The sequence below is a fragment of the Roseateles sp. GW821-FHT09H10 genome (assembly GCF_059415865.1).
Window position 1 is genome coordinate 316,317 of the sequence record NZ_JBWKOB010000001.1, and the last position, 20,715, is coordinate 337,031.

General features: G+C 67.7%; 23 protein-coding genes. 13 read left to right on the top strand and 10 right to left on the bottom strand.

Translation table 11 applies throughout. The features are described from left to right. Nucleotides 1-55 precede the first annotated feature (55 nt). The 3 genes from AC07OY_RS01305 to AC07OY_RS01315 are packed head-to-tail and all read left to right on the top strand — an operon-like array spanning nucleotide 56 to nucleotide 2,582. Nucleotides 56-601, top strand: coding sequence for a GNAT family N-acetyltransferase (locus AC07OY_RS01305; protein ID WP_495040724.1), 546 nt, complete (start codon nucleotides 56-58; stop codon nucleotides 599-601). Next, a complete protein-coding gene (locus AC07OY_RS01310; protein ID WP_495040725.1) occupies nucleotides 598-1,833 on the top strand; it encodes a saccharopine dehydrogenase family protein in 1,236 nt (411 codons plus the stop codon). Before AC07OY_RS01305 ends, AC07OY_RS01310 begins: the two co-directional genes overlap by 4 nt. Next, nucleotides 1,830-2,582, top strand: a complete 753-nt coding sequence (locus AC07OY_RS01315; RefSeq protein WP_495040726.1) for a nitrilase-related carbon-nitrogen hydrolase — start codon at nucleotides 1,830-1,832, stop codon at nucleotides 2,580-2,582. Before AC07OY_RS01310 ends, AC07OY_RS01315 begins: the two co-directional genes overlap by 4 nt. Here AC07OY_RS01315 and AC07OY_RS01320 read toward each other — a convergent pair. From AC07OY_RS01320 to AC07OY_RS01340, 5 genes are all read right to left on the bottom strand, one after another. Further along, complete coding sequence (locus AC07OY_RS01320) at nucleotides 2,579-3,169, bottom strand: PEP-CTERM sorting domain-containing protein (RefSeq protein WP_495040727.1); 591 nt, start codon at nucleotides 3,167-3,169, stop codon at nucleotides 2,579-2,581. The genes AC07OY_RS01315 and AC07OY_RS01320 overlap by 4 nt on opposite strands. Nucleotides 3,170-3,260: 91 nt before the next feature. Then, entirely contained in the window at nucleotides 3,261-3,719 is a 459-nt protein-coding gene (locus tag AC07OY_RS01325; RefSeq protein WP_495040728.1) for a DUF1203 domain-containing protein, read from the bottom strand. Between the two features lie 73 nt (nucleotides 3,720-3,792). Next, nucleotides 3,793-4,281 carry a hypothetical protein gene (locus AC07OY_RS01330; RefSeq protein ID WP_495040729.1) on the bottom strand — a complete coding sequence of 163 codons (489 nt, stop codon included), beginning with the start codon at nucleotides 4,279-4,281 and terminating at the stop codon, nucleotides 3,793-3,795. Between the two features lie 49 nt (nucleotides 4,282-4,330). Beyond that, on the bottom strand, nucleotides 4,331-4,810 hold the full coding sequence (locus AC07OY_RS01335) for an outer membrane lipoprotein (protein ID WP_495040730.1): 480 nt from the start codon (nucleotides 4,808-4,810) through the stop codon (nucleotides 4,331-4,333). A gap of 118 nt (nucleotides 4,811-4,928) precedes the next feature. Further along, nucleotides 4,929-5,486 carry an HNH endonuclease gene (locus AC07OY_RS01340; RefSeq protein WP_495040731.1) on the bottom strand — a complete coding sequence of 186 codons (558 nt, stop codon included), beginning with the start codon at nucleotides 5,484-5,486 and terminating at the stop codon, nucleotides 4,929-4,931. A 216-nt stretch (nucleotides 5,487-5,702) separates the two neighbouring features. Between AC07OY_RS01340 and AC07OY_RS01345 the strand changes: the two genes are divergently transcribed. The 9 genes from AC07OY_RS01345 to AC07OY_RS01385 all read left to right on the top strand — a co-directional run bounded on the left by AC07OY_RS01345 (nucleotide 5,703) and on the right by AC07OY_RS01385 (nucleotide 15,156). Then, nucleotides 5,703-6,416 carry a TetR/AcrR family transcriptional regulator gene (locus AC07OY_RS01345; protein WP_495041954.1) on the top strand — a complete coding sequence of 238 codons (714 nt, stop codon included), beginning with the start codon at nucleotides 5,703-5,705 and terminating at the stop codon, nucleotides 6,414-6,416. 37 nt (nucleotides 6,417-6,453) lie between these two features. Continuing rightward, nucleotides 6,454-8,244 carry an acyl-CoA dehydrogenase C-terminal domain-containing protein gene (locus AC07OY_RS01350; protein WP_495040732.1) on the top strand — a complete coding sequence of 597 codons (1,791 nt, stop codon included), beginning with the start codon at nucleotides 6,454-6,456 and terminating at the stop codon, nucleotides 8,242-8,244. Between the two features lie 30 nt (nucleotides 8,245-8,274). Further along, nucleotides 8,275-8,700: a DUF2147 domain-containing protein gene (locus tag AC07OY_RS01355; protein WP_495040733.1), complete on the top strand. Its 426-nt coding sequence runs from the start codon at nucleotides 8,275-8,277 to the stop codon at nucleotides 8,698-8,700. 177 nt (nucleotides 8,701-8,877) lie between these two features. Then, on the top strand, nucleotides 8,878-11,274 hold the full coding sequence (locus AC07OY_RS01360; RefSeq protein ID WP_495040734.1) for a 3-hydroxyacyl-CoA dehydrogenase/enoyl-CoA hydratase family protein: 2,397 nt from the start codon (nucleotides 8,878-8,880) through the stop codon (nucleotides 11,272-11,274). A 65-nt stretch (nucleotides 11,275-11,339) separates the two neighbouring features. Beyond that, on the top strand, nucleotides 11,340-11,831 hold the full coding sequence (locus tag AC07OY_RS01365) for a hotdog family protein (RefSeq protein ID WP_495040735.1): 492 nt from the start codon (nucleotides 11,340-11,342) through the stop codon (nucleotides 11,829-11,831). Between the two features lie 11 nt (nucleotides 11,832-11,842). Beyond that, on the top strand, nucleotides 11,843-13,057 hold the full coding sequence (locus AC07OY_RS01370) for an acetyl-CoA C-acyltransferase (protein ID WP_119043922.1): 1,215 nt from the start codon (nucleotides 11,843-11,845) through the stop codon (nucleotides 13,055-13,057). A 3-nt stretch (nucleotides 13,058-13,060) separates the two neighbouring features. Continuing rightward, on the top strand, nucleotides 13,061-13,594 hold the full coding sequence (locus tag AC07OY_RS01375) for a DUF1569 domain-containing protein (RefSeq protein ID WP_495040736.1): 534 nt from the start codon (nucleotides 13,061-13,063) through the stop codon (nucleotides 13,592-13,594). Between the two features lie 72 nt (nucleotides 13,595-13,666). Further along, nucleotides 13,667-14,431: an enoyl-CoA hydratase gene (locus tag AC07OY_RS01380; RefSeq protein WP_495040737.1), complete on the top strand. Its 765-nt coding sequence runs from the start codon at nucleotides 13,667-13,669 to the stop codon at nucleotides 14,429-14,431. Between the two features lie 179 nt (nucleotides 14,432-14,610). Continuing rightward, complete coding sequence (locus AC07OY_RS01385) at nucleotides 14,611-15,156, top strand: SGNH/GDSL hydrolase family protein (RefSeq protein WP_495040738.1); 546 nt, start codon at nucleotides 14,611-14,613, stop codon at nucleotides 15,154-15,156. Here the strand turns inward: AC07OY_RS01385 and AC07OY_RS01390 are convergent. Then, nucleotides 15,108-15,500: an acyl-CoA thioesterase gene (locus tag AC07OY_RS01390; protein WP_495040739.1), complete on the bottom strand. Its 393-nt coding sequence runs from the start codon at nucleotides 15,498-15,500 to the stop codon at nucleotides 15,108-15,110. The two genes, AC07OY_RS01385 and AC07OY_RS01390, sit on opposite strands and share 49 nt — an antisense overlap. Nucleotides 15,501-15,511: 11 nt before the next feature. Continuing rightward, nucleotides 15,512-17,521, bottom strand: coding sequence for an alpha/beta hydrolase family protein (locus tag AC07OY_RS01395; RefSeq protein ID WP_495040740.1), 2,010 nt, complete (start codon nucleotides 17,519-17,521; stop codon nucleotides 15,512-15,514). 116 nt (nucleotides 17,522-17,637) lie between these two features. Here AC07OY_RS01395 and AC07OY_RS01400 point away from each other — a divergent pair, with 116 nt between their 5' ends. Then, nucleotides 17,638-19,443: an ABCB family ABC transporter ATP-binding protein/permease gene (locus AC07OY_RS01400; RefSeq protein WP_495040741.1), complete on the top strand. Its 1,806-nt coding sequence runs from the start codon at nucleotides 17,638-17,640 to the stop codon at nucleotides 19,441-19,443. Here the strand turns inward: AC07OY_RS01400 and AC07OY_RS01405 are convergent. From AC07OY_RS01405 to AC07OY_RS01415, 3 genes are read right to left on the bottom strand one after another with little or no spacing between them, the layout of a single operon-like run. Next, a complete protein-coding gene (locus tag AC07OY_RS01405; RefSeq protein ID WP_495040742.1) occupies nucleotides 19,440-19,763 on the bottom strand; it encodes a hypothetical protein in 324 nt (107 codons plus the stop codon). The genes AC07OY_RS01400 and AC07OY_RS01405 overlap by 4 nt on opposite strands. A gap of 53 nt (nucleotides 19,764-19,816) precedes the next feature. After that, complete coding sequence (locus tag AC07OY_RS01410; protein ID WP_495040743.1) at nucleotides 19,817-20,425, bottom strand: UPF0149 family protein; 609 nt, start codon at nucleotides 20,423-20,425, stop codon at nucleotides 19,817-19,819. Nucleotides 20,426-20,449: 24 nt separating this feature from the next. Continuing rightward, nucleotides 20,450-20,689 carry a hypothetical protein gene (locus AC07OY_RS01415; protein WP_495040744.1) on the bottom strand — a complete coding sequence of 80 codons (240 nt, stop codon included), beginning with the start codon at nucleotides 20,687-20,689 and terminating at the stop codon, nucleotides 20,450-20,452. Nucleotides 20,690-20,715 lie beyond the last annotated feature (26 nt).

The window sequence follows — 20,715 nt, forward strand, 5'->3', positions numbered from 1 at the left end:
ATGCCCCGAAGCCCGGCCTCGGCCGGGCTTTTCCGTTTGGAGAGGACAGCAAAGCATGCTCAGAGGACAACGTGTCGGCCTTCGCTATGTGACCGAGGACGACCTGCCCTGGCTCAAGCGCACGACCGGCGATCCGCAGGTGCGCGGCCCGCATCTGGGCTCGCGCATGATGACGCCGCACGCGGTCGACAAGCGCTGGCAGGACAACGGCTTCGCCAACGAGGACGCCGAGCGCCTGCTCATCTGTCACCTGATTGACGGTTCGGTCATCGGCGACGTGGTGCACTTCGCCGCGGCCCGCTACACGACGGCGCGCGAGATCGGCTGGACGATGGCCGACGTCGCGATGCGAGGCCAGGGGCTGGCCAGCGAGGCGGCCGCGCTGCTGGTGGACTATCTGTTCGAGAACTGGCCGGTGAACCGGCTGTCCTGCGGCATGTCGGTGCACAACCATGCGTCGCGGCGCGTGGCCGAGAAGTGCGGCTTCACGCACGAGGGCATCCAGCGCGGCGTCGTCTTCGTCGGCGGCGAGTATGTGGACTGCCATTCGCTGTCGCTGCTGCGCAGCGAATGGGTGGCGATGAAAGGCAAGGCGCAGTGAAGGACAACAGCAACAGGGAATTCGATCTGGTCGTCTTCGGCGCGACCGGCTTCACGGGCCGGCTCGTCGCCGAATACCTGCACCTCAGCGGCGGCGGCGGCGCGCGCTGGGCCATTGCGGGCCGCAGCCTCGACAAGCTGGGCAAGGTGCGCGATGAGCTGCATCTGCCGGCTTCCGTCGCGCTGCTGAAGGCCGACGCCAGCGACGCGGCTGCCTTGAAAGCCCTGGTTGCCCGGACGCGCTGCGTGATCACGACGGTCGGTCCTTACCAGCTCTATGGCGAGCCCCTGGCCACGGCCTGCGCCGAGGGCGGCACCGATTACGTCGACCTCTGCGGCGAACCGCTGTGGATGGCCAGGATGATCGACAAGCTGACGCCGGTGGCGCAGCAGAGCGGCGCACGCATCGTCTTCTCCTGCGGCTTCGACTCCATTCCTTTTGACCTGGGCGTCGTCTATCTGCAGGCTGAAAGCCAGAAGCGCTTTGGCAAGCCGCTGACCGAAGTGCGCGGCCGCGTCGCGCGCGTCAAGGGCACGGCCTCGGGCGGCACCCTGGCCAGCATGATGGAGACCATCGAGGCGGTGCGACGCGAGCCCGGCCTGATCAAGGTGATGGGCAACCCCTTTGCGCTGACGCCGGGCTTCAAGGGCCCGCGCCAGCCCGGCGGCCAGGAGGCCGACTTCGACGACTGGGCCGACCGCTGGAGCGGGCCCTTCTTCATGGCCACCATCAACACCAAGAACGTGCACCGCAGCAACGCGCTGCGCGGCCATCCCTGGGGCACCGACTTCATCTACAGCGAGAAGCTGCTGACCGGCAAGCCCGGCCAGGCCGACAAGGGCCGCAAGAAGGCCGTGGCCCTGGCCCGCTTCAACAAGCTGCAGAACCTCGCCCTGGGCTTCACGCCGACGCGGGCCCTGCTGCGCCGCTTCGTGCTGGCCAAGCCCGGCGAAGGCCCCGACAAGGCGGCCCGCGAGGCCGGCCACTATGAATGCTGGTTCACCGGCAAGTCGGCCAAGGGCGAACTGCTGCGCGCCGTCGTCAAGGGCGACCGGGACCCCGGCTATGGCTCGACCTGCAAGCTCATCAGCGAAACGGCGCTTTGCCTCGTGCAGGACGTGAACCGCGATGCGACGGCGGGTGGTGTGTGGACGCCGGGAGCCGCCATGGGGCTGGCCTTGGTGCGTCGCCTGCAGCAGCGGGCCGGCCTGACGTTCGAGATCGCGGCTTGACGGCCTCGCGCTGGGCTCTCGTCCAGCCGCGCATGCACTGGACGCTGGCCGGCAATCTGGCCGAGACGCTGGCTGCGCTGGAGGCCGCCGCGGCGGCAGGTGCCGAGGGCTGTGTCTGCACCGAGCTGGCGCTGACGGGCTTTCACCGCCGAATGCCGGAGCTGCTCGACCCCGGCGCGCTGGCTGACGCCGAGGGGCAAGTGCGTGCGGCCTGTGCGCGGCTGGGTCTTGCGGCCGTTGTCGGTGTGCCGACCCTGGGCGAGGGCGGGGCTGTGTTCAACAGCCATCTCTACATCGACGCGGCAGGTCGGGACCTGGGGCGCGTCCACAAGCGCGGGCTGACGGACAGCGAGGCGAGCTTCTTCGCCCGCGGTGGTGTGCGCGGCTGGACCCGGATCGGCGGCGTGCTCGCCACCTCGGTGTTGTGCCGGGAGATGCTGGATGTGGACGCGCTGCTGCCCGAACTGCGCTGCGAGGCCGACGCTGCGGGGCCGCGCGTGATCTTCTGGCCCAGCTATGTCGCCGAATCGGACGCCGAGCAGACGGCCTTGTGCGAGGCCTACCGGGCAGGCGCCGAAGTGCTGGCCCGCGAGCTGGATGCCTGGGTGCTGCAGAGCAACTGGCCGCAGTCGCTGAACGCGCCGGAGTCACGCGGCTTTGGCGCCGGCGTCGTCATCGCGCCCGGCGGCAGCCGCGTACAGACGCTTCCGCGCGACGCGGCAGCGCAGGTCTTCGTGGACCTGGTCTAGCGGCGGCGCCTGGCCAGCCAGGCCAAGGCACCGAGGCCACCGAGCAGCAGGGCGCCGCTGGCAGGTTCGGGCACGGGGGCCGTGTTGCCCGTCACCGTGACGGCGTTCAGGCCCCAGCCTTCATCGCCCAGGCCCTGGAAGCCGTTGCGCGGCGAACCTTCAAAGGCGGTCGGGCTCTCGTAGCTGAAGACGAGCTGGTTGCTGCCGGTGGCCAGCGTGACCGGCAGGCTGATCTGCAGCTCCTTGGTGCTGTTGTTGACGATGCCGACAGTGGCGCCGTTGGGGTCGACCAGCACGCGGCTGATGCCGCCGCCGCCGATGTCCCAGGTGCCGCTCAACACCTCGGTGCCGTTCAACGTCACATGCAGGATGTCGATCCAGGCGTTGTCGCCGTCCAGCGTGGCATAGCCGGCCAACGTGAACGCGAGCTGGCCCGCGCCGGCCCCGGCGGCGAAGCTCAGCGTCACCGACTGGTTGGTGTCCAGCGCCGCGGTGGGCGCCGGCAATGTGTAGAGCGTTGCCGCCCAGGAAGGCGCGGCAACCAAGAGGGCGGCGGCGAGCAAGGCCAGGCGAGGCTGAAAGGTCATGGCGGTCTCCGGGACGAATCGGCGAAATCTATCCGCGGCCGCTCATAACTGCGCACTTCGAACTGGGGGGAGGCCCCCGAGCCGCGGGGTGTCAGGCGCGCCGGATCAAGGCCGCATAGCAGCCGCGGCGGGCGAAGTGGGCGTGGATGTAGTCGACTTCGGGCTGGGCCAGCAGCCGGTCGATGAGGGTTTCGATGGCGCTGCCGTCGACGACATCGGCATCGACCATCAAGCCGGCCGCATCGAAGGCGCGCAGCGACAGCAGGCGGCGGCGCAGCGCATCGGGCACGGTATCGAAGGCGTCGAAAGGCTCGCCCGCCTGCTCGCGCACGTAGATGGCGTGGCGCGAACGGTAGGGCGTGTCGACCGGCAGGTGTTCGTGATTGACGAGGAGGACGGTCTCCTCGCCGACGGTGTCGCGCAGTTCGACGCGGTCGGGCAGGCCCTCGCCGCGATGGCGCATCGCGCCATGGGCAGCGAGCTCGGCGTCGCTGAGGCCGAAGAGGTGGGCGAAGGGCTGGGCGGACAGCCCGGTGATGCGGAAGGACATGGCGTGCTCCTGTTGGGATGACGCCATTCTTCGCAGCCAGGCCGGGCGGGTCTGGCTGCATTCGGACATGGAGTCAGTCCCTTCCGGCCGGGCGCTCGAACGCGTTGTCCACCCAGGCCTCGGCGGCGCTCTGGGTGAAGCGGAAGTTGGCCCCCACCTTGACCTGGGCGAGCTGCTCGCCGGCGGCGTCATGGGCGCGCAGCCAGGCGTAGGGATCGTCCTCGGCGGGCACGACTTCCAGCGAGATCTTCAGCCAGTTGCCGTCGCGGGCGACGTGCAGCGACTTGTTCAGCTGGGCGTGGAGCTGCTGCTCGTGACGGCGGATGACCTCGGAGGCGGTCTTCACCAGTGTGTTGAAGGCGCTGGTGTCCAGGGGCTTGGGGTTCTTCTTGTCGCGCCCCATGGTCCAGGGGCCGACCAGGGCCGGCTCGCTCTCGCCGGCCTTGTACATGGCGACGGCCCAGCCCTCGTCGTCCTCGTTCTTGATGACCTGGGCGGTCCAGCCGTTGTCGCGCCACAGGCGCGCTTCATACAGGGGTTCGTCGGTGTCGGGAGCAGACATAAAAATGGCGGGCTGATGAGCCCGCCATTGTCGGTTGCTGCCCGCGGGCTCAGCCGTTGGTGGCTGCGACGGTCGGCTGAACCGCCGGGGCACGCTGCACGCGGGTCTTGCCGCCGGTCGTCACGAGGACGACGGGGTCGCCGCTGTTGAAGGCTTCATTGCCCCTGGCCTGCACGATGGCGCGGCGCTCGCCGTTGCGCAGCTGGACGATGATTTCCTGGGCGTCTTCCTTGGTGGCGTTGCGCTCGATGGCATTGCCGATCACCGCGCCGGCGACGGCACCGATGACGCCAACGATCTGGCCTTCACGGCGGCCGCCGACCGAGCTGCCGGCGATGGCGCCGGTCACGCCACCGGCAACGCCGCCGATGCCGCTCTGCGTGCCGTCGACGGTCACGGAGCGGGTGGACAGCACGGTGGCGTCCTGGATCTGCGACAGGCGCTGCGCGTCACCGCGCTGGACGACGTCGGGGCTGGTCGTCGAGCAGGCCGACAGCGCGACGGCGACGGCCAGGGTGAGGGAAGTCATGAGCTTGGACATTCGATTACTCCTTGGGCAAAACGGCAGCCCAACGTCAGCAATTGTCCGGCCGTTGACGGCTCGATGCCCTCGGCTACAACTCTTTACCGTTGAAAGTCAACGGGGATCACCCGTGCAGGCGCGAGCTGCGCGGCACGCTGGCGAGCAGGAACTCCATCTGGTCGGCCAGGATGCGGCGGCCGCGCAGGATCATGTCCTCGTGCAGGCTGGGTACATAGGGCAGGTAGAGCAGGCTCATGTGCGCCTCCTCCGGCATGCGATTGCCCTTGCGGCCATTGCAGGGCCGGCAGGCGGTGATGCAGTTCATCCAGGTGTCGTAGCCGCCGCGCGAGGTCGGGTGGATGTGTTCGCGCGTCAGGTCTTCCGGCAGGCAGTGGTGGCCGCAATAGGCGCAGACGAAGCGGTCGCGCACGAAGAGCTTGCTGTTGGTCAGGGCCGGCGCCTGGCGCCAGGCGCGGCTGGGCACGGCGCCGCGCACGGCGATGATGGGGTGGACCTCGATGCGCGACTGGCGGCCGGTGATGCGCTGCCAGCCCCCGCGCAGCACCTGGCAGGGGTCGCCCAGCGTCCAGGCGACGCCGTCGCAGGCATAGATCACGGCCGCTTCACGGGTCGTGATCCAGGCCTGGGGCCGGCCGGAGACATCGAGTTGGAGCACATCCACAGAAGTCAACCTCCTCCCGGAGACTACTTCAGAAGCGACCCGGCACTCAAGCGCGCTCCCATGACAGCCGAGTTCTCCGGGTGTTCCCTAGGTTGGCGGAAGTATTAGGCACATCACCCTAGGATTTAGCTCGGGCAAGCTGGCGTTGTCGCGGGGGTGACCTGCAAAATAGAACGATCGTTCGTTTTATTCCTGCCTGGTCTGTCCGTGAGCACGCTGCCCGTCACCGCCAAAAAAACCGCCCCGCTGCGCGTTGCGAAGCCGGCCCGCGTTGCGCGCTCGCTGCAAAAAGGCCAGCAGACCCGCGCCGCCATCCTCGAGGCCGCCCTGGGCCTGGCCTCGCACATGGGCCTGGAGGGGCTGTCCATCGGCGCCCTCGCCGACGTGACGGGCATGAGCAAGTCGGGCGTCTTCGCCCACTTCGGCTCGCGCGAGGAACTGCAGATCGCGGTCGTGACCGAGTATCACGCCAAGTTCGAGGAAGAGGTCTTTTTCACCGCCATCCGCGAGACCCGTGGGCTGCCGCGCCTGCGCGCCATGTTCGAGCGCTGGGTGCGCCGCGTCTCGGTGGAAGTGGACTCCGGCTGCATCTATATCAGCGGCGCCGTCGAATTCGACGACCGGCCCGGCCCGGTGCGCGACGCCCTCGTCGCCATGGTCAAGGCCTGGCATGCCGCCCTGCAGAAGGCCATCACTCTCTCCATTGGCGAGGGCCATCTGAAGGCCGATGCCGACGTCGAGCAGATCTGCTTCGAATTGCACGGCCTCATCCTGTCCCTGCACCACGACGCGCGCTTCATGCGCATCCCCGGAGCGCTCGCGCGCGCCGGCCTCGGTTTCGACCGGGCCATCCAGTTCTATGCCACGCCGGCCGGCCTCGACATCGACGCCAGCCGCAAGGCCCCGAAGACCGGCGCCGCCAAGCGCTGAACCCATCACCCACCACCGACCGTCCCAGGAGTACCCGATGCCCCAGTACACCCCGCCCATGCGTGACATGCAGTTCGTCATGCACGAGCTGTTGAACGTCGTCGACGAACTGAAGATGCTGCCCGCGCATGCAGACATCGACGTCGACACGATCAACGCGGTGCTCGAGGAAGGTGGCAAGTTCGCCGCCGAAGTCATCGCCCCCATCAACCTCAGCGGCGACGCCGAGGGCTGCGTGCTCGACAAGGCCACGCACGAGGTCAAGCCGCCCAAGGGCTTCAAGGAAGCCTACAAGCAGTACGTCGAAGGCGGCTGGCCGGCCCTCTCCTGCGACACGCAGTTCGGCGGCCAGGGCCTGCCGCATCTGGTGAACCAGTTCTTCTACGAGATGCTGAACTCGGCCAACCAGGCCTGGACCATGTACCCGGGCCTGAGCCACGGCGCGTATGAAGCCCTGCACGCCCACGGCACGCCCGAGCAGCAGGCCACCTACCTGCCCAAGCTGACCAGCGGCGAATGGACCGGCACCATGTGCCTGACCGAGCCGCACTGCGGCACCGACCTCGGCATGCTGCGCAGCAAGGCCGAGCCGCAGGCCGACGGCACCTACAAGATCACCGGCTCCAAGATCTTCATCTCGGCCGGCGAGCACGACATGGCGGACAACATCGTCCACCTGGTGCTGGCCCGCCTGCCGGACGCGCCCCAGGGCAGCAAGGGCATCTCGCTGTTCGTGGTCCCGAAGTTCAACGTGAACGCCGACGGCTCGCTCGGCGCCCGCAACCCCGTCTTCTGCACCGGCCTGGAGCACAAGATGGGCATCCACGGCAACTCCACCGCCCAGATCTCGCTCGAAGGCGCCACCGGCACGCTGGTCGGCCAGCCCAACAAGGGCCTGGCCGCCATGTTCGTCATGATGAACGCCGCCCGCCTGGGCGTGGGCAACCAATCCCTGGGCCTGACCGAAGTGGCGTACCAGAATGCCGTGGCCTACGCCAAGGACCGCATCCAGATGCGCGCCCTGAGCGGCCCCAAGGCTCCGGACCAGCCGGCTGACCCCATCATCGTCCACCCCGACGTGCGCAAGATGCTGCTGACGGCCCGAGCCTTCGCCGAAGGCGGCCGCATGCTGCAGGGCTACACCGTGCTGCAGCTGGACAAGGCGCTGAAGAGCGACGACGAGGACGAGCGCAAGGAAGCCGACGCCGAAGTCGCGCTGCTGACGCCCATCATCAAGGCCTTCATCACCGACAACGGCTGGCTCGCCACCTCGCACTGCATGCAGGTCTTCGGCGGCCACGGCTTCATCCATGAGACGGGCGTGGAGCAGTTCGTGCGCGACGCGCGCATCAACATGATCTATGAGGGCACCAACACCATCCAGTCGCTGGACCTGCTGGGCCGCAAGGTGCTGGGCAACAACGGCGCCACGCTGAAGAAGTTCGGCAAGAAGATCGCCGCCTTCATCGAGGAAGAGGGCACCAACGAAGCCATGCAGGAGTTCGTGAACCCCCTCGCCGACCTCGGCGACAAGGTCAACAAGCTCACGCAGGAAATCGGCATGAAGGCCTTCGGCAACCCCGACGAAGTCGGCGCCGCGGCCGTGGACTACCTGCGCGTGGTCGGCCACATGACCTTCGCCTTCTTCTTCGCCCAGGCCGCCAAGATCGCCTTGGCCAAGAAGGACTCGGGTGACCCGTTCTACACGGCCAAGCTGGCCACGGCACGCTTCTATTTCGCCAAGCTGCTGCCCGAGACGGCGAGCCTGATCCGCACCTGCCGTGCGGGTCTGGCGCCGCTGATGGAAATGGAAGAAGCTCTCTTCTAACCTGCCCCGCTCTGACCAAGGATTGCCCCGATGAAATTCCTGTTCGCTGCTGCCCTGCTGTTGCCCGCGTTTGCCTTCGCGCAGACTTCACCCGTGGGCCTGTGGAAGACCATCGACGACGACGGCAAAACCGCGAAGTCGCTGGTTCGCATCAGCGAACAGGGGGGCGCCCTCGTGGGCAGCATCGACAAGCTGCTGGACCCCAACGACCCGGGCGACGCCAAGTGCGACAAGTGCAAGGACGACCGCAAGGACAAGCCCGTCGTCGGCCTGCAGATCATCCGCGGCGTGAAGGCCGAGGGTGAGGGCATCTGGGGCGGCGGTGAGATCCTGGACCCCAACAACGGCAAGACCTACCGCACCCGCCTGAAGCCGGTGGACGGGGGCAAGAAACTGGAGATGCGCGGCTATATCGGCCCCTTCTACCGCACGCAGACGTGGATCCGCGTGGAATGAAATGGTGCCCCTCGCCCAATCTCGCCGCGCTGAACGCGGGCGAGCCTGGTCGGTCCCCCGAGGGGACGGCGATGCTTGCGGCATTGGGCCGCAAGCACATCGCCAACCGGGCCGGCTAGGGGCGGCCCGGCGCTCGGCCCGAAGGGCAATGAACAACTGGCAAACATGGAGAAAGAAATGAGTCGATTCCAAGTCCGCAAGGTCGCCGTGCTCGGCGCCGGCGTGATGGGCGCGCAGATCGCCGCCCACCTCGTCAACTGCAAGGTGCCGGTCGTGCTGTTCGACCTGCCCGCCAAGGAAGGTGCCAAGAACGGCATCGTCACCAAGGCCGTCGACGGCCTGAAGAAGCTCAAGCCCGCGCCGCTGGGCGATGCGTCCGAAGCCGCGCTGATCCAGCAGGCCAACTACGAAGAGCACCTGGAAGTCCTGAAGGGCTGCGACCTCATCATCGAGGCCATCGCCGAGCGCATGGACTGGAAGCTCGACCTGTACACCAAGATCGCGCCGTTCGTGGCTCCTCACGCCATCGTCGCGTCCAACACCTCGGGCCTGAGCATCACCAAGCTCTCCGAAGTGCTGCCCGAAGAGATCAAGCCGCGCTTCTGTGGCATCCACTTCTTCAACCCGCCGCGCTACATGGCGCTGGTCGAGCTGATCAACACGCCGACGACGCAGCCGGAAATCCTCGACCAGCTCGAAGCCTTCGTGACCACGTCGCTGGGCAAGAGCGTCGTGCGCGCCCATGACACGCCCAACTTCGTCGCCAACCGCGTCGGCATCGCCGGCATGATGGCCACGATGATCGAGGCCGAGAAGTTCGGCCTGTCCGTGGACGTCGTCGACGACCTGACCGGCAAGAAGCTGGGCCGCGCCTCGTCGGGCACCTTCCGCACCGCGGACGTCGTCGGCCTGGACACCATGGCCCACGTCGTCAAGACCATGCAGGACAACCTGAAGGACGACCCCTTCTACTCGACCTATGCCACGCCCAAGGTACTGGCCGGCCTGATCGAGAAGGGCGCCCTGGGCCAGAAGACCGGCGCCGGCTTCTACAAGAAGGTCGGCAAGGACATCCAGCGCCTGGACTTCGCAACCGGTGAATACGTCGCCGGCGGCAAGAAGGCCGACGAGATCGTCGCCCGCATGCTGAAGAAGGCCCCGGCCGACCGCATCAAGCTGCTGCGCGAATCGACCAACCCGCAGGCCCAGTTCCTGTGGGCCATCCTGCGCGATGGCTTCCATTACGCCGCCGTGCACCTGAACACCGTGGCCGACACGGCCCGCGAGATCGACTTCGCGATGCGCTGGGGCTTCGGCACCACGCAAGGTCCGTTCGAGCTGTGGCAGGCCGCCGGCTGGAAGCAAGTGGCTGAATGGATTTCCGCCGACATCGCCGACGGCAAGACCCTGTCCAACGCCCCGCTGCCTGCCTGGGTCACCGAAGGCCCCGTGGCCGAAGCCGGTGGCGTGCACACGCCGCAAGGCTCCTGGAGCGCCGCTGAAGGCAAGTTCAAGCCGCGCAGCGAGCTGCCGGTCTACAAGCGCCAGGCCTTCCAGGAAAGCCTGCTCGGCTCCGGCGCCGCCGACCCGCTGAAGAGCGGCACTGAGCTGTTCAAGAACGAGGAAGTGCGCGTCTGGACGCTGGACGGCAAGGTCGTCATCGCCTCCATCACGGCCAAGCTGCACCTGATCAGCCCGGCCGTCACCGAGGGCCTGCTGAAGGCGGTCGAGATTGCTGAAGCCGACTACAAGGGCCTGGTGATCTGGAGCCCGGACGACGTGTTCTCGGCCGGCGCCAATCTTGAGTCCCTGATGCCCGTCTTCATGAAGATGGGCAGCAAGGGCATCGCGCCGGAAGAGAAGAAGCTGCAGGACGCGCTGCTGCGCATTCGCTATGCGTCGGTGCCGGTCATCGCCGCCATGCGTGGTCTGGCCCTGGGCGGCGGCTGCGAGCTGGCCATCCACTGCGCACGCCGCGTCGCTCACGTCGAGAGCTATGTGGGCCTGGTCGAAGTCGGCGTGGGTCTGATCCCCGGCGGCGGCGGCCTGACCTATATCGCCCGTCGCGCTGCCGAGATGGCCGCCGCTGGCAATGCCGGCGCCGACATCCTGGCCTTCCTGAAGGACGGCTTCCTGACGGCCGCCACGGCCAAGGTCGCGACCTCGGCGCACGAAGCGAAGAAGAACGGCTTCCTGCTCGACAGCGACATCATCGTGCCGCACAAGGACGAACTGCTGCACGTGGCCACTGCCACCGCCATCGGCATGTCCGAAGCCGGCTACCGCCCGCCGCACAAGGCCCTGTTCCCCGTCGCCGGCCGCAGCGGCATCGCGACGATCAAGGGCCAGGTCGCCAACATGCGGGACGGCGGCTTCGTCAGCGCCCACGACTACCACCTGGCCGCGGCGATTGCCGACGTGGTCTGCGGCGGCGAAGTCGAGGCGGGTTCCCTCGTCACCGAGGAATACCTGATGGCGCTGGAGCGCAAGCACTTCTGCGCGCTGCTGGACAACCCCAAGACGCAGGAACGCATCATGGGCATGTTGCAGACCGGCAAGCCCGTCCGAAACTAATGACATCGCGGGACAGACCGAAGCGCGCAGCGCGTAGCTCTGTCCTCGACTGACTAGGAACAAACGTGAACCGGCTTCAACGCACCTTAGCCAAGCTGGACGGCCTGCCCGGCCCGCTGCGTGGCGCCGCGCGCAACTTCGCGCTGCGCCGTGCCGTGCCCTTCACCGGCACGGCGTCGCTGGATTTCGTCGCGCTCAGCCCCGAGCGCAGCGAGATCCGCGTCGCCAACAAGCGCCCGGTGCAGAACCACATCAAGGGCGTGCACGCGGCCGCGATGTCGCTGCTCGCCGAGACCGCCACCGGCATGGTGGTGGGCATGAATGTGCGTGACGACTGCCTGCCGCTTTGCAAGTCGCTGCAGGTGAACTTCAGGAAGCGCGCCACCGGTGGCCTGACCGCCAAGGCGCACCTGACCGCCGCCCAGCGCTACGCCATGGCCAACGAGGTCAAGGGCGAGGTGACGGTGGCCGTGACCGTGACGGATGAAGCCGGCATCGAGCCGATCCAGTGTGAATTTGTCTGGGCCTGGGTGCCCAAAGAAAAGCCCCAGGCTTGAAAGGAACAAACATGAGCAAGCAAGTCCAAGACGCCTACATCGTCTCCGCCACCCGTCTGCCCATCGGCAAGAGCGGCCGCGGCTACTTCAAGAACACCCGCCCCGACGAGATGCTCGTCAAGGTCATGCAGGCCGTGCTGGCCCAGGCCCCGGGCCTGGACCCGGCGGCCATCGAAGACGCCATCGTCGGTTGCTCCTTCCCCGAAGGCGAACAGGGCATGAACATCGCCCGCGTGGCCTCGGTGCTGGCGGGCCTGGGCCCCACCATCGGCGGCGTGACCATCAACCGCTACTGCGCCTCCGGCATCACCGCCGTGCAGATGGCCGCGGACCGCATCCGCGTGGGCGAAGCCGACGTGATGTTCGCCGGCGGCGTGGAGTCCATGTCCATGATCCCGATGGGCGGCAACAAGCCGTCCCTGAGCCCGCTGATCTTCGAGCGTGACGAGAACATCGGCATCGCCTACGGCATGGGCCTGACGGCCGAGAAGGTTGCCGCCCAGTGGAAGATCAGCCGCGAGGCGCAGGACGCCTTCTCGGTGGAATCGCATCGCCGCGCCGTGGCCGCCATGCAGGCCGGCTACTTCGATGCCGAGATGACGCCTTTCGACGTCATCGAGCGCACGCCCAATCTGGCTGACGGCACGGTCAACACCAAGACCCGCACCGTCAAGCTCGACGAAGGCGCCCGCCCCGACACCAGCCTGGAAGGCCTGGCCAAGCTCAAGCCCGTGTTCGCGGCCAAGGGCAGCGTCACCGCCGGCAACAGCTCGCAGACCTCCGACGGCTCGGGCGGCCTGCTGATCGTCAGCGAAGCCGCGCTGAAGCGCTTCAACCTGACCCCGCTGGCCCGCTTCGTGTCCTTCGCCGTCAAGGGCGTGCCGCCCGAGATCATGGGCATCGGCCCCATCGAAGCCATCCCCGCCGCGCTGAAGATGGCCGGCATCTCGGCCAAGGACCTGGACTGGGTCGAGCTGAACGAAGCCTTTGCCGCCCAGTCGCTGGCCGTGCTGAACGACCTCGACAGCAAGGGCATCGAGCTGGATCGCGCCAAGGTCAACCCCAACGGCGGCGCCATCGCCCTGGGCCACCCGCTGGGCGCCACCGGTGCCATCCGCGCCGCCTCGGTCATCCACAACCTGCGCCGCACCGGCGGCAAGTACGGCATGGTGACAATGTGCGTTGGCGCCGGCCAAGGCGCCGCCGGCATTTTCGAAAGGCTGTAAACCATGGACCGTCGCCGCGCGCTCAAGACCTCCACGGTGTTGCTCGCGGCGACACCACTGGCCGCCTGCACCGGGCGGCTTGAGACCTTCACCAGCTGGAAGCAGGCCCAGCAGGCCGTGCTGGACCTGCTGTTCAGCGAGAAGGTCGTGCAGGGCAACCCCTGGAATCTCAGCCAGGTGATGCAGCACCTGGCCCAGAGCATCGAGTTCTCGATGCAGGGCTTCCCGGCGCTCAAGGGCGCGTGGTTCCGCTCCTCCGTCGGTTCGGCGGCCTTCGCCGTCTTCAACGCGCGCGGCGCGATGAGTCACAGCCTGGACGAGCCCATTCCGGGCGCCCCCGCGCTGGATCCCGCCCAGGCGCTGAAGATCTCGGTGAACCGCCTGCTGGCCGCGATGGACGCGTTTGCGCAGTTCAACGGTACGCTGCGGCCTCATTTCGCCTACGGTGAGCTGACCAAGCCGCAGTACGAGCGAGCCCATCTGATGCATCTGGCCAACCACTGGACCCAGTTCCACGCCAAGACGGCGACCGCGTGACGTCACGCGGTTGACGCCTCCCCCGGCGTCGATGCCGTCCAATAGCGCCAGCCCCTGCCGCAAGGAGTTCACATGACCATCAAGACTTACACCGTCAATGGCGTCGCGACCATCGAGATCGCCCGCCCCGAAAAGAAGAACGCCATCACCCAGGCCATGTACCAGGCCATGGCGGATGCGCTCCGCGCGGCGGACGCCGACCCGGCCGTGCGCGCCGTGCTGATCACTGGCCAGCCCGGCATCTTCACCTCGGGCAACGACCTGGAAGACTTCATGGCCGGCCCGACGCGCGGTGAAGATGCGCCGACCTTCCAGTTCATGCATGCCCTGGTGGACAGCACCAAGCCGGTGGTCGCCGCCGTGACCGGTGCCGCCATCGGCATCGGCACGACCATGCTGCTGCACTGCGACTTCGTCTTTGTCTCGGATGAAGCCCGCCTGGCCATGCCTTTCGTGGCCCTGGGCCTGGTGCCGGAGTTCGCCTCCAGCGTCGTGCTGCCCCAGCTGATCGGCAACCGCCGTGCGGCCGAAAAGCTGCTGCTGGGCGACCCCTTCACCGGCGAGCAGGCCGTCGAATGCGGCATCGCCAACCGCGTGCTGCCGGGCTCCGAGGTGCTGAACCATGCCCGCCGCATTGCCGAGCGCTTCAACACGCTGGCGCCCGGCGCCGTGCGCGACAGCAAGAAGCTGATCCGCGACGCCCAGCGCGAAGCCGTCAAGGCTGCCATCACGCGCGAGGCCGAGATCTTCGGCGCCCGCCTGCGCAGCCCTGAGGCCATGGAAGCCTTCCAGGCCTTCTTCCAGAAACGCGCGCCGGACTTCTCCAAATTTTCCTGACCCTGACCAAGATCGCGCTCGGGCCGCTGCTGATCCTGCAGGGCCGGCGCGTTCGCGCAACCGCGCTGCGCCTGCCTGAAGCGGCCGGTCCGCGCTCTGGCGAGGGCTCGGCCTTGCGCTTGCTGATCGTGGGCGACTCGTCTGCCGCGGGCGTGGGCGCTTCACATCAAGATGAAGCCTTGGCGGGCCGGCTCGCCCAGGCCCTGGCGACCCGCCTCGGCCAGCCCGTGGGCTGGCAGGTCATCGCCACCAGCGGCCATCGCAGCGAGGAGGCCCTCGCCGCCTTCGAAGCGGCCGAGGTGACGCCGGCCGATGTGCTGATCACGTCCCTGGGCGTCAACGATGTCGTCGACCAGGTGGCGCCCGCCCAGGCCCTGGCGGCGCTGGACCGCATCCACGCCCTGGCGACGGAGCGCGCCGGCGTGCGCCTGAGCGTGCACTGCGCGGCGCCGCCCATGCAGGAGTTCCCGCTGCTGCCCCAGCCGCTGCGCTGGTTCTTCGGCCGCCAGGCGGCGCGCTTCAACGCGGCCCTGAGTTCATCTGTGGCCGGCCATGCAACGCGCCGCGTGCTGCAGATGCCCGAGTCCATGCAGCGCAACGCAGTGGCCCTGATGGCCGCAGACGGCTTCCACCCCGGCCCGCCCGGCTACGCGCTGTGGGCCGAAGCGATTGCCGATCAGATCGTGATCGGCCTGGACTTGCCTTCGCGGTCGATGGCCACATAGGTCAGGTTGGCCTCGGTCACCTTCACGACGTGCAGGTTCTCCGGGTCGCGCTCGGCCATGACCTCCACATGGACCGAGATGGACGTGCGGCCCACGCGGGTGACGGTCACGTAAAAGCTCAGCAGGTCGCCGATGGAGACCGGCTGCTTGAAGATGAACTCGTTGACGGCGACGGTGGCGACACGGCCGCGCGAGATGCGCGCCGGCAGGATGGAGCCGGCAATGTCCACCTGGGCCATGATCCAGCCGCCGAAGATGTCGCCATTGGCGTTCGAGTCGGCCGGCATGGGCATCACGCGCAGCACGAGTTCGCGGCTGCTGGTGTGGGAAATGGCGTCGGACATGGATTCGATCTTTACTGCTTGAGGTTCTGCTCCAGGAAGCGCTCGACGCGCTTCCAGAAGTCGATCTGGTTGGCCGGCCGCCGCCAGCCGTGGCCTTCGTCGTCGTAGACCACGTATTGCGGCGCATGGCCGGCGGCGACCAGGGCGTCGCGCATTCTCTCGCCATGCACCAGCGGCACGCGGCGGTCGAGCTTGCCATAGGCCAGCAGCAACGGCGCCTTCATCTGCCGGGCCAGTTCGACGGGCGCGTTGGCCGTGAGGTCGGCGGCGTCCTGCACGGGATCGCCAATGAGCTCAGGCATGGAGTATTTCTTCGAGTCCTGGCCAACGTCTGACCAGTGCACGCTGTACATCAGCCGCGGGTCGCTGACAGCCACCCAGGCCACGCCGCAGCGGAAGAGGTCCCCCTGCCTGGCCAGCCCCATCAGCGTGGCGTAGCCGCCGTAGCTGGCGCCGGCGATGCAGCTGCGCTTGGGGTCGGCCCAGCCCTTGGCAACGGCGGCTCCCAGGGCGTCGGCCAGGTCGTCCTGCATGCGCTTGCCCCATTGCTTCCAGCCAGCGTGATGGAGCTTGTCGCCAAAGCCCGCGCTGCCGCGGAACTCCGGCTCCACGACGAGATAGCCACGCGACGCGAGGAACTGGGCCTGGACGGCGAAGTGCCAGCTCCGGCCACGAACCCAGGGGCCGCCGTGCACGAAAACCACCGTGGGCAAGGCCTTGGGCGGGACGCCAGCCGGCGCCGTCACCCAGACCGGTATCTCCAGCCCATCGCGGGCCGGCACCCGCAGCAGCTGGGTGCGGCCCATGTGGCGCTCGTCCAGGACCGGGCGGGTGCTGCCCAGCTTCTGCCAGGCGCCTGTCTTGCCGCTGAAGTGCAGGAACTCGCCAGGCTGGCGGTCCGAGTAGCTGTAGACCAGCACCGATTCAGCGCTTTCGCAGCCGCGGCAGGTCATCAGGTTGACGCGGCCCGGCAGCATCTGGTCGACCTTCTGCTGCAGGGTCTTCATGGCGGGCAGCTGCCAGGCCGTTTCCCAGTCGTCGGTCAGGATGCGCAGGCCGATGGTCTGGCCAGCGGCGTCGCGCAGGCGCCCTACCTGCACGTCGTAGCCCGGCGTGGTGACGATGGCCTGGTCCTTGGGCTTGCCGGCGGCGATATCGAACTCGCGCAACTCGTCGAAGCCGGTCTGGGCATTGGCGGCCGTGACAAAAAGGCGGTCGTCATCGTCGCCGACGTAGGCAATGCTGTACCGGCCCTTGTTGACCTTGAAGCGCGCCACTTCGCGCCATTGCTCAGCGGCCTTGGCCTCGCCCGGCGGTGCGTAGAACCAGATCGTTTCGCCCTTGTCGACCGCCACCGCGGCGCGAGCGCGGCCGAAGCGGTCGAACCACCAGCCCGATACCTTGGGGTGGGGCGGGTCGCCGTTGAGCAGCAGGCGCTTGCCGCGGGTCTCGACGTCGAAGAGCCAAGGTGTCTCGTGGCTGAAGTCGTAGTTGACGTCGTAGCGGGCCTCGGTGACGACGACCTGGTGCTGGTTGCCGGCGATCTTCTGCGCATAGCGGAAGGTGGCTTCCAGCGGCTGCGCGGCCCGGCCCGGATTGAGGGAATCGACCTCGCGCTTGATCAGCAGGCGCTGCGCGCTGCCGTCGCGCTTGACGATGAACAGGCCACCGCCCTTGCGATGGCTCTGGACGTCCTCGGTGTCGTCCACGCCGAACAGCAGCCGGTCCTCGTCCAGCCATTCGGCCCACGCGATGTCGACGCTGTCGAAGTAGGCGATGACCTGGGGCGGCGCGTCGCTCGCGGTGTCGACGATGATGAGGCGGCGGCGCTGTTGCGGGGTGCCGCCGCTGAATGCGATGTAGCGACCCGAGGGCGACAACTGACCGTCCTGCAGGCCAGCCGGGCTGAAAAAGGCCTCGACAGGCGGCGCATCGACCGCCTGCACGGCCTTGCCCGCGATCAGCAGGCCTGTGAAGGTCAGGACTTGCGCCAGTCGCAACGCCTGGCTCTTGAACCGCATCGAAACTCCCTGAAGTTGTGGCGTTGGGGCCAGCGCGATTCTGGAGTGAACTTGGAAGCCACCGCCCCCGGAGTGGCCCCAGGGCCAGAATCCGGCCTCACGACCTACTGGAATCCATGCGCAGCACGACTCTGTCCACCCTTCCCCCGCCCCGGGAATCTCCCGCCGCCCAAGGCGACTGGGGCACGGTCGGCCGTCTGCTGCCCTACCTCTGGCGCTACCGCTGGCGCGTCGGCCTGGCCCTGGCCTTCATGGTGGGCGCCAAGGTCAGCAATGTGGGCGTGCCCATCCTGCTCAAGCACCTCATCGATGCGCTCGACCTCAAGCCGGGGGCGCCCCAGACCCTGCTGGTCGTGCCCCTGGGCCTGCTGCTGGCCTATGGCGCGCTGCGCCTGTCGACCTCTCTCTTCACCGAACTGCGCGAGCTGATCTTCGCCAAGGCGACGGAAGGCACGGCGCGCAGCATCTCGCTGCAGGTGTTCAGGCATCTGCACGACCTGTCCCTGCGCTTCCACCTGGAGCGCCAGACCGGCGGCATGACGCGTGACATCGAGCGCGGCACGCGGGCCGTGCATTCGCTGATCAGCTATTCCCTGTACAGCATCGTGCCGACGCTGATCGAGGTGGTGCTGGTGCTGACGCTGCTGGGCGTCAAGTTCGATGCCTGGTTTGCCGGCATCACCATCGCGGCCCTGGTCGTCTACATCGGCTTCACGGTCGTCGTCACCGAGTGGCGCACCAAGTTCCGCAAGGTGCTCAACGAGCTGGACTCGGTGGCCCACAGCAAAGCCATCGACTCGCTGCTGAACTACGAGACCGTCAAGTACTTCAACAACGAGGGCTTCGAGTCGGCCCGCTACGACGAGAGCCTGGAGAAGCTGCGCAAGGCCCAGCTGAAGTCGCAGCGCACCCTGTCGATGCTGAACACCGGCCAGCAGCTCCTCATCGCGACAGCCCTGGTGCTGATGCTGTGGCGGGCCACGCAGGGCGTCGTCGACGGGCGCATGAGCCTGGGCGACCTCGTCATGGTCAATGCCTTCATGATCCAGCTCTACATCCCGCTGAACTTCCTCGGCGTGATCTACCGCGAGATCAAGCAGGCCCTGACCGACATCGAGAAGATGTTCCTGCTGCTGGACCGCGAGCGCGAGGTGGCCGATGCGCCCGATGCAACCGAACTGGCGGTGGGCGGCGGCGGCGTCGTCTTTCAGGAGGTGCACTTCGCCTACGACCCGGTGCGGCCCATCCTGCATGGCGTCAGCTTCGAGATCCCGGCCGGCAAGAAGGTGGCCGTTGTCGGTCCGAGCGGCTCGGGCAAGAGCACGCTGGCGCGCCTGCTCTACCGCTTCTACGACATCGACTCGGGCGCCATCCGCATCGACGGCCAGGACATCCGCGCGGTGACCCAGTCCAGCCTGCGCAAGGCCATCGGCATCGTGCCGCAGGACACGGTGCTCTTCAACGACACGGTGGCCTACAACATCGCCTACGGTCGCCCGGGCGCCAGCAAGGAAGAGGTCGAGGGCGCGGCGCGCGCGGCCCATATCCATGCCTTCATCGCCGCCACGCCGCTGGGGTACGACACCATGGTCGGCGAGCGCGGACTGAAGCTGTCGGGCGGCGAGAAGCAGCGCGTGGCCATCGCCCGCACGCTGCTGAAGAACCCGCCCCTCCTCATCTTTGATGAAGCGACGTCGGCCCTGGACTCGACCAACGAGCGCGCGATCCAGGCCGAACTGGAGTCCGTCGGCCAGAACAAGACGGTGCTGGTCATCGCCCATCGGCTGTCGACGGTCGTCGACGCCCATGAAATCATCGTGCTGGAGCAGGGCCGCATCGTCGAGCGCGGCCGGCACGACGAATTGCTGGCCAGGAATGGCCGCTACTCAGAGATGTGGCGCTTGCAGCAATCGGCTGACTAGTGCGGCTTCTTGGGCTTCTCGAAGCTCTTGGGGCGGTAGACGTTGCCGTCCCACTCGCCATCGGTGCGGCTGTCGCGCGCATCGTGCAGGGCGGATTCGCGGGCGCGGCGGATGACCCGTTCCGCTTCCAGCGCGGCGGCGCGCGTCTGGCGCTGGCGGCGGCGCCAGCCGGTCAGGCGGGCAATTTGTAACTGCACCCAGGACACCAGGGCCGCCACGCCGGCATCCACACGCGCCCGCAGCCGGTAGGGCAGGGCCATGTGCACCGCCAGTGCGATGCAGACGATGAGGCCGGTGGCGGCGAGCACGGTCTGGAGCATGGGCTGAACTTAACCCAAAGCGACGGCTGCGACCACCTGCGTTAGGGGGATGTTCACCTTTTCTCGCGGAAGGCCCACAGCGCCAGCATGGCGTCAGGAATCTTCCGGCTGGCTTCGTCGCGCTCGGCGGCCGACCCCTCGGCCAGCGGGCCATCCTCGCCACCCAGGGCGGCGATGGGCGCCAGCAGCGGGCCGGTCTCCGCACCGTCGAACCAGGGCGCCCAGGCTTCGGGCGCCAGATCCACGGCCGTCAGAAAGCCCACGGCCCAGTCCTCGGCGTCGGCGTATTCGGTGTTTTCGTCCTCGCCATCCGCAAAACTGAAGATGGGCTCCCAGGCCTTGGGCGCGTGCGCCCAGGCCAGGGCGATGGACTGCACATGCCGCAGCACCGCCATGACGACCTTCTTGCGCTGCTTGCCGCTGGCAAAAGGCTTGGGGTCGGGCTCCTGGTCGCCGCCCCAGACGACCGGAATCCAGGCGTCACCGGGCAGGTCGGCCAGATTCTGCGGCGACAGCAGCAGGCCGGTCAGATAGCCGTCCAGCGCCTCGATGTTCATCGCGCTGTCGCTGGGCAGGACGGAGAGCAACTCGTCCAGATCGTTGAGTTCCTCGTCGGACAGCGGGCGGTTGTCGGAGGCAGGGTTGTACTGGGGGTACTGCATGGATGGCGTCTCTTGCTTTTGGGTTCAGCCGGGGCGGCCGTGGCGGCTCTTGGGCTTCTTGCTGTCGAATTCGGCGAGCTGCGCCTTCAGCAAGGCCATCAGCACGCGGGCGTTCTGCTCGGTCATGACGATGACGCTGCTGGGCTCAATGCCCTCGATGGGCGTCTTGGGCGCCACCGTGGCGTCCACCTTGAACAGGACCTGGCCATGCTGGTTGTTGGCGGCGGCCTTGAACTTCTGGATTTCGATCTGATGAATTTTCATGGGGCGTGCCGGACGAATGAGGGGGC

Excerpts from the sequence above, each read along its gene's own strand:
- AC07OY_RS01305 (WP_495040724.1), top strand. The coding sequence starts at position 56 with ATGCTCAGAGGACAACGTGTCGGCCTTCGCTATGTGACCGAGGACGAC.
- AC07OY_RS01320 (WP_495040727.1), bottom strand. The coding sequence starts at position 3,169 with ATGACCTTTCAGCCTCGCCTGGCCTTGCTCGCCGCCGCCCTCTTGGTT.
- AC07OY_RS01325 (WP_495040728.1), bottom strand. The coding sequence starts at position 3,719 with ATGTCCTTCCGCATCACCGGGCTGTCCGCCCAGCCCTTCGCCCACCTC.
- AC07OY_RS01330 (WP_495040729.1), bottom strand. The coding sequence starts at position 4,281 with ATGTCTGCTCCCGACACCGACGAACCCCTGTATGAAGCGCGCCTGTGG.
- AC07OY_RS01335 (WP_495040730.1), bottom strand. The coding sequence starts at position 4,810 with ATGACTTCCCTCACCCTGGCCGTCGCCGTCGCGCTGTCGGCCTGCTCG.
- AC07OY_RS01350 (WP_495040732.1), top strand. The coding sequence starts at position 6,454 with ATGCCCCAGTACACCCCGCCCATGCGTGACATGCAGTTCGTCATGCAC.
- AC07OY_RS01355 (WP_495040733.1), top strand. The coding sequence starts at position 8,275 with ATGAAATTCCTGTTCGCTGCTGCCCTGCTGTTGCCCGCGTTTGCCTTC.
- AC07OY_RS01360 (WP_495040734.1), top strand. The coding sequence starts at position 8,878 with ATGAGTCGATTCCAAGTCCGCAAGGTCGCCGTGCTCGGCGCCGGCGTG.
- AC07OY_RS01370 (WP_119043922.1), top strand. The coding sequence starts at position 11,843 with ATGAGCAAGCAAGTCCAAGACGCCTACATCGTCTCCGCCACCCGTCTG.
- AC07OY_RS01375 (WP_495040736.1), top strand. The coding sequence starts at position 13,061 with ATGGACCGTCGCCGCGCGCTCAAGACCTCCACGGTGTTGCTCGCGGCG.
- AC07OY_RS01380 (WP_495040737.1), top strand. The coding sequence starts at position 13,667 with ATGACCATCAAGACTTACACCGTCAATGGCGTCGCGACCATCGAGATC.
- AC07OY_RS01390 (WP_495040739.1), bottom strand. The coding sequence starts at position 15,500 with ATGTCCGACGCCATTTCCCACACCAGCAGCCGCGAACTCGTGCTGCGC.
- AC07OY_RS01395 (WP_495040740.1), bottom strand. The coding sequence starts at position 17,521 with ATGCGGTTCAAGAGCCAGGCGTTGCGACTGGCGCAAGTCCTGACCTTC.
- AC07OY_RS01400 (WP_495040741.1), top strand. The coding sequence starts at position 17,638 with ATGCGCAGCACGACTCTGTCCACCCTTCCCCCGCCCCGGGAATCTCCC.
- AC07OY_RS01405 (WP_495040742.1), bottom strand. The coding sequence starts at position 19,763 with ATGCTCCAGACCGTGCTCGCCGCCACCGGCCTCATCGTCTGCATCGCA.
- AC07OY_RS01410 (WP_495040743.1), bottom strand. The coding sequence starts at position 20,425 with ATGCAGTACCCCCAGTACAACCCTGCCTCCGACAACCGCCCGCTGTCC.
- AC07OY_RS01415 (WP_495040744.1), bottom strand. The coding sequence starts at position 20,689 with ATGAAAATTCATCAGATCGAAATCCAGAAGTTCAAGGCCGCCGCCAAC.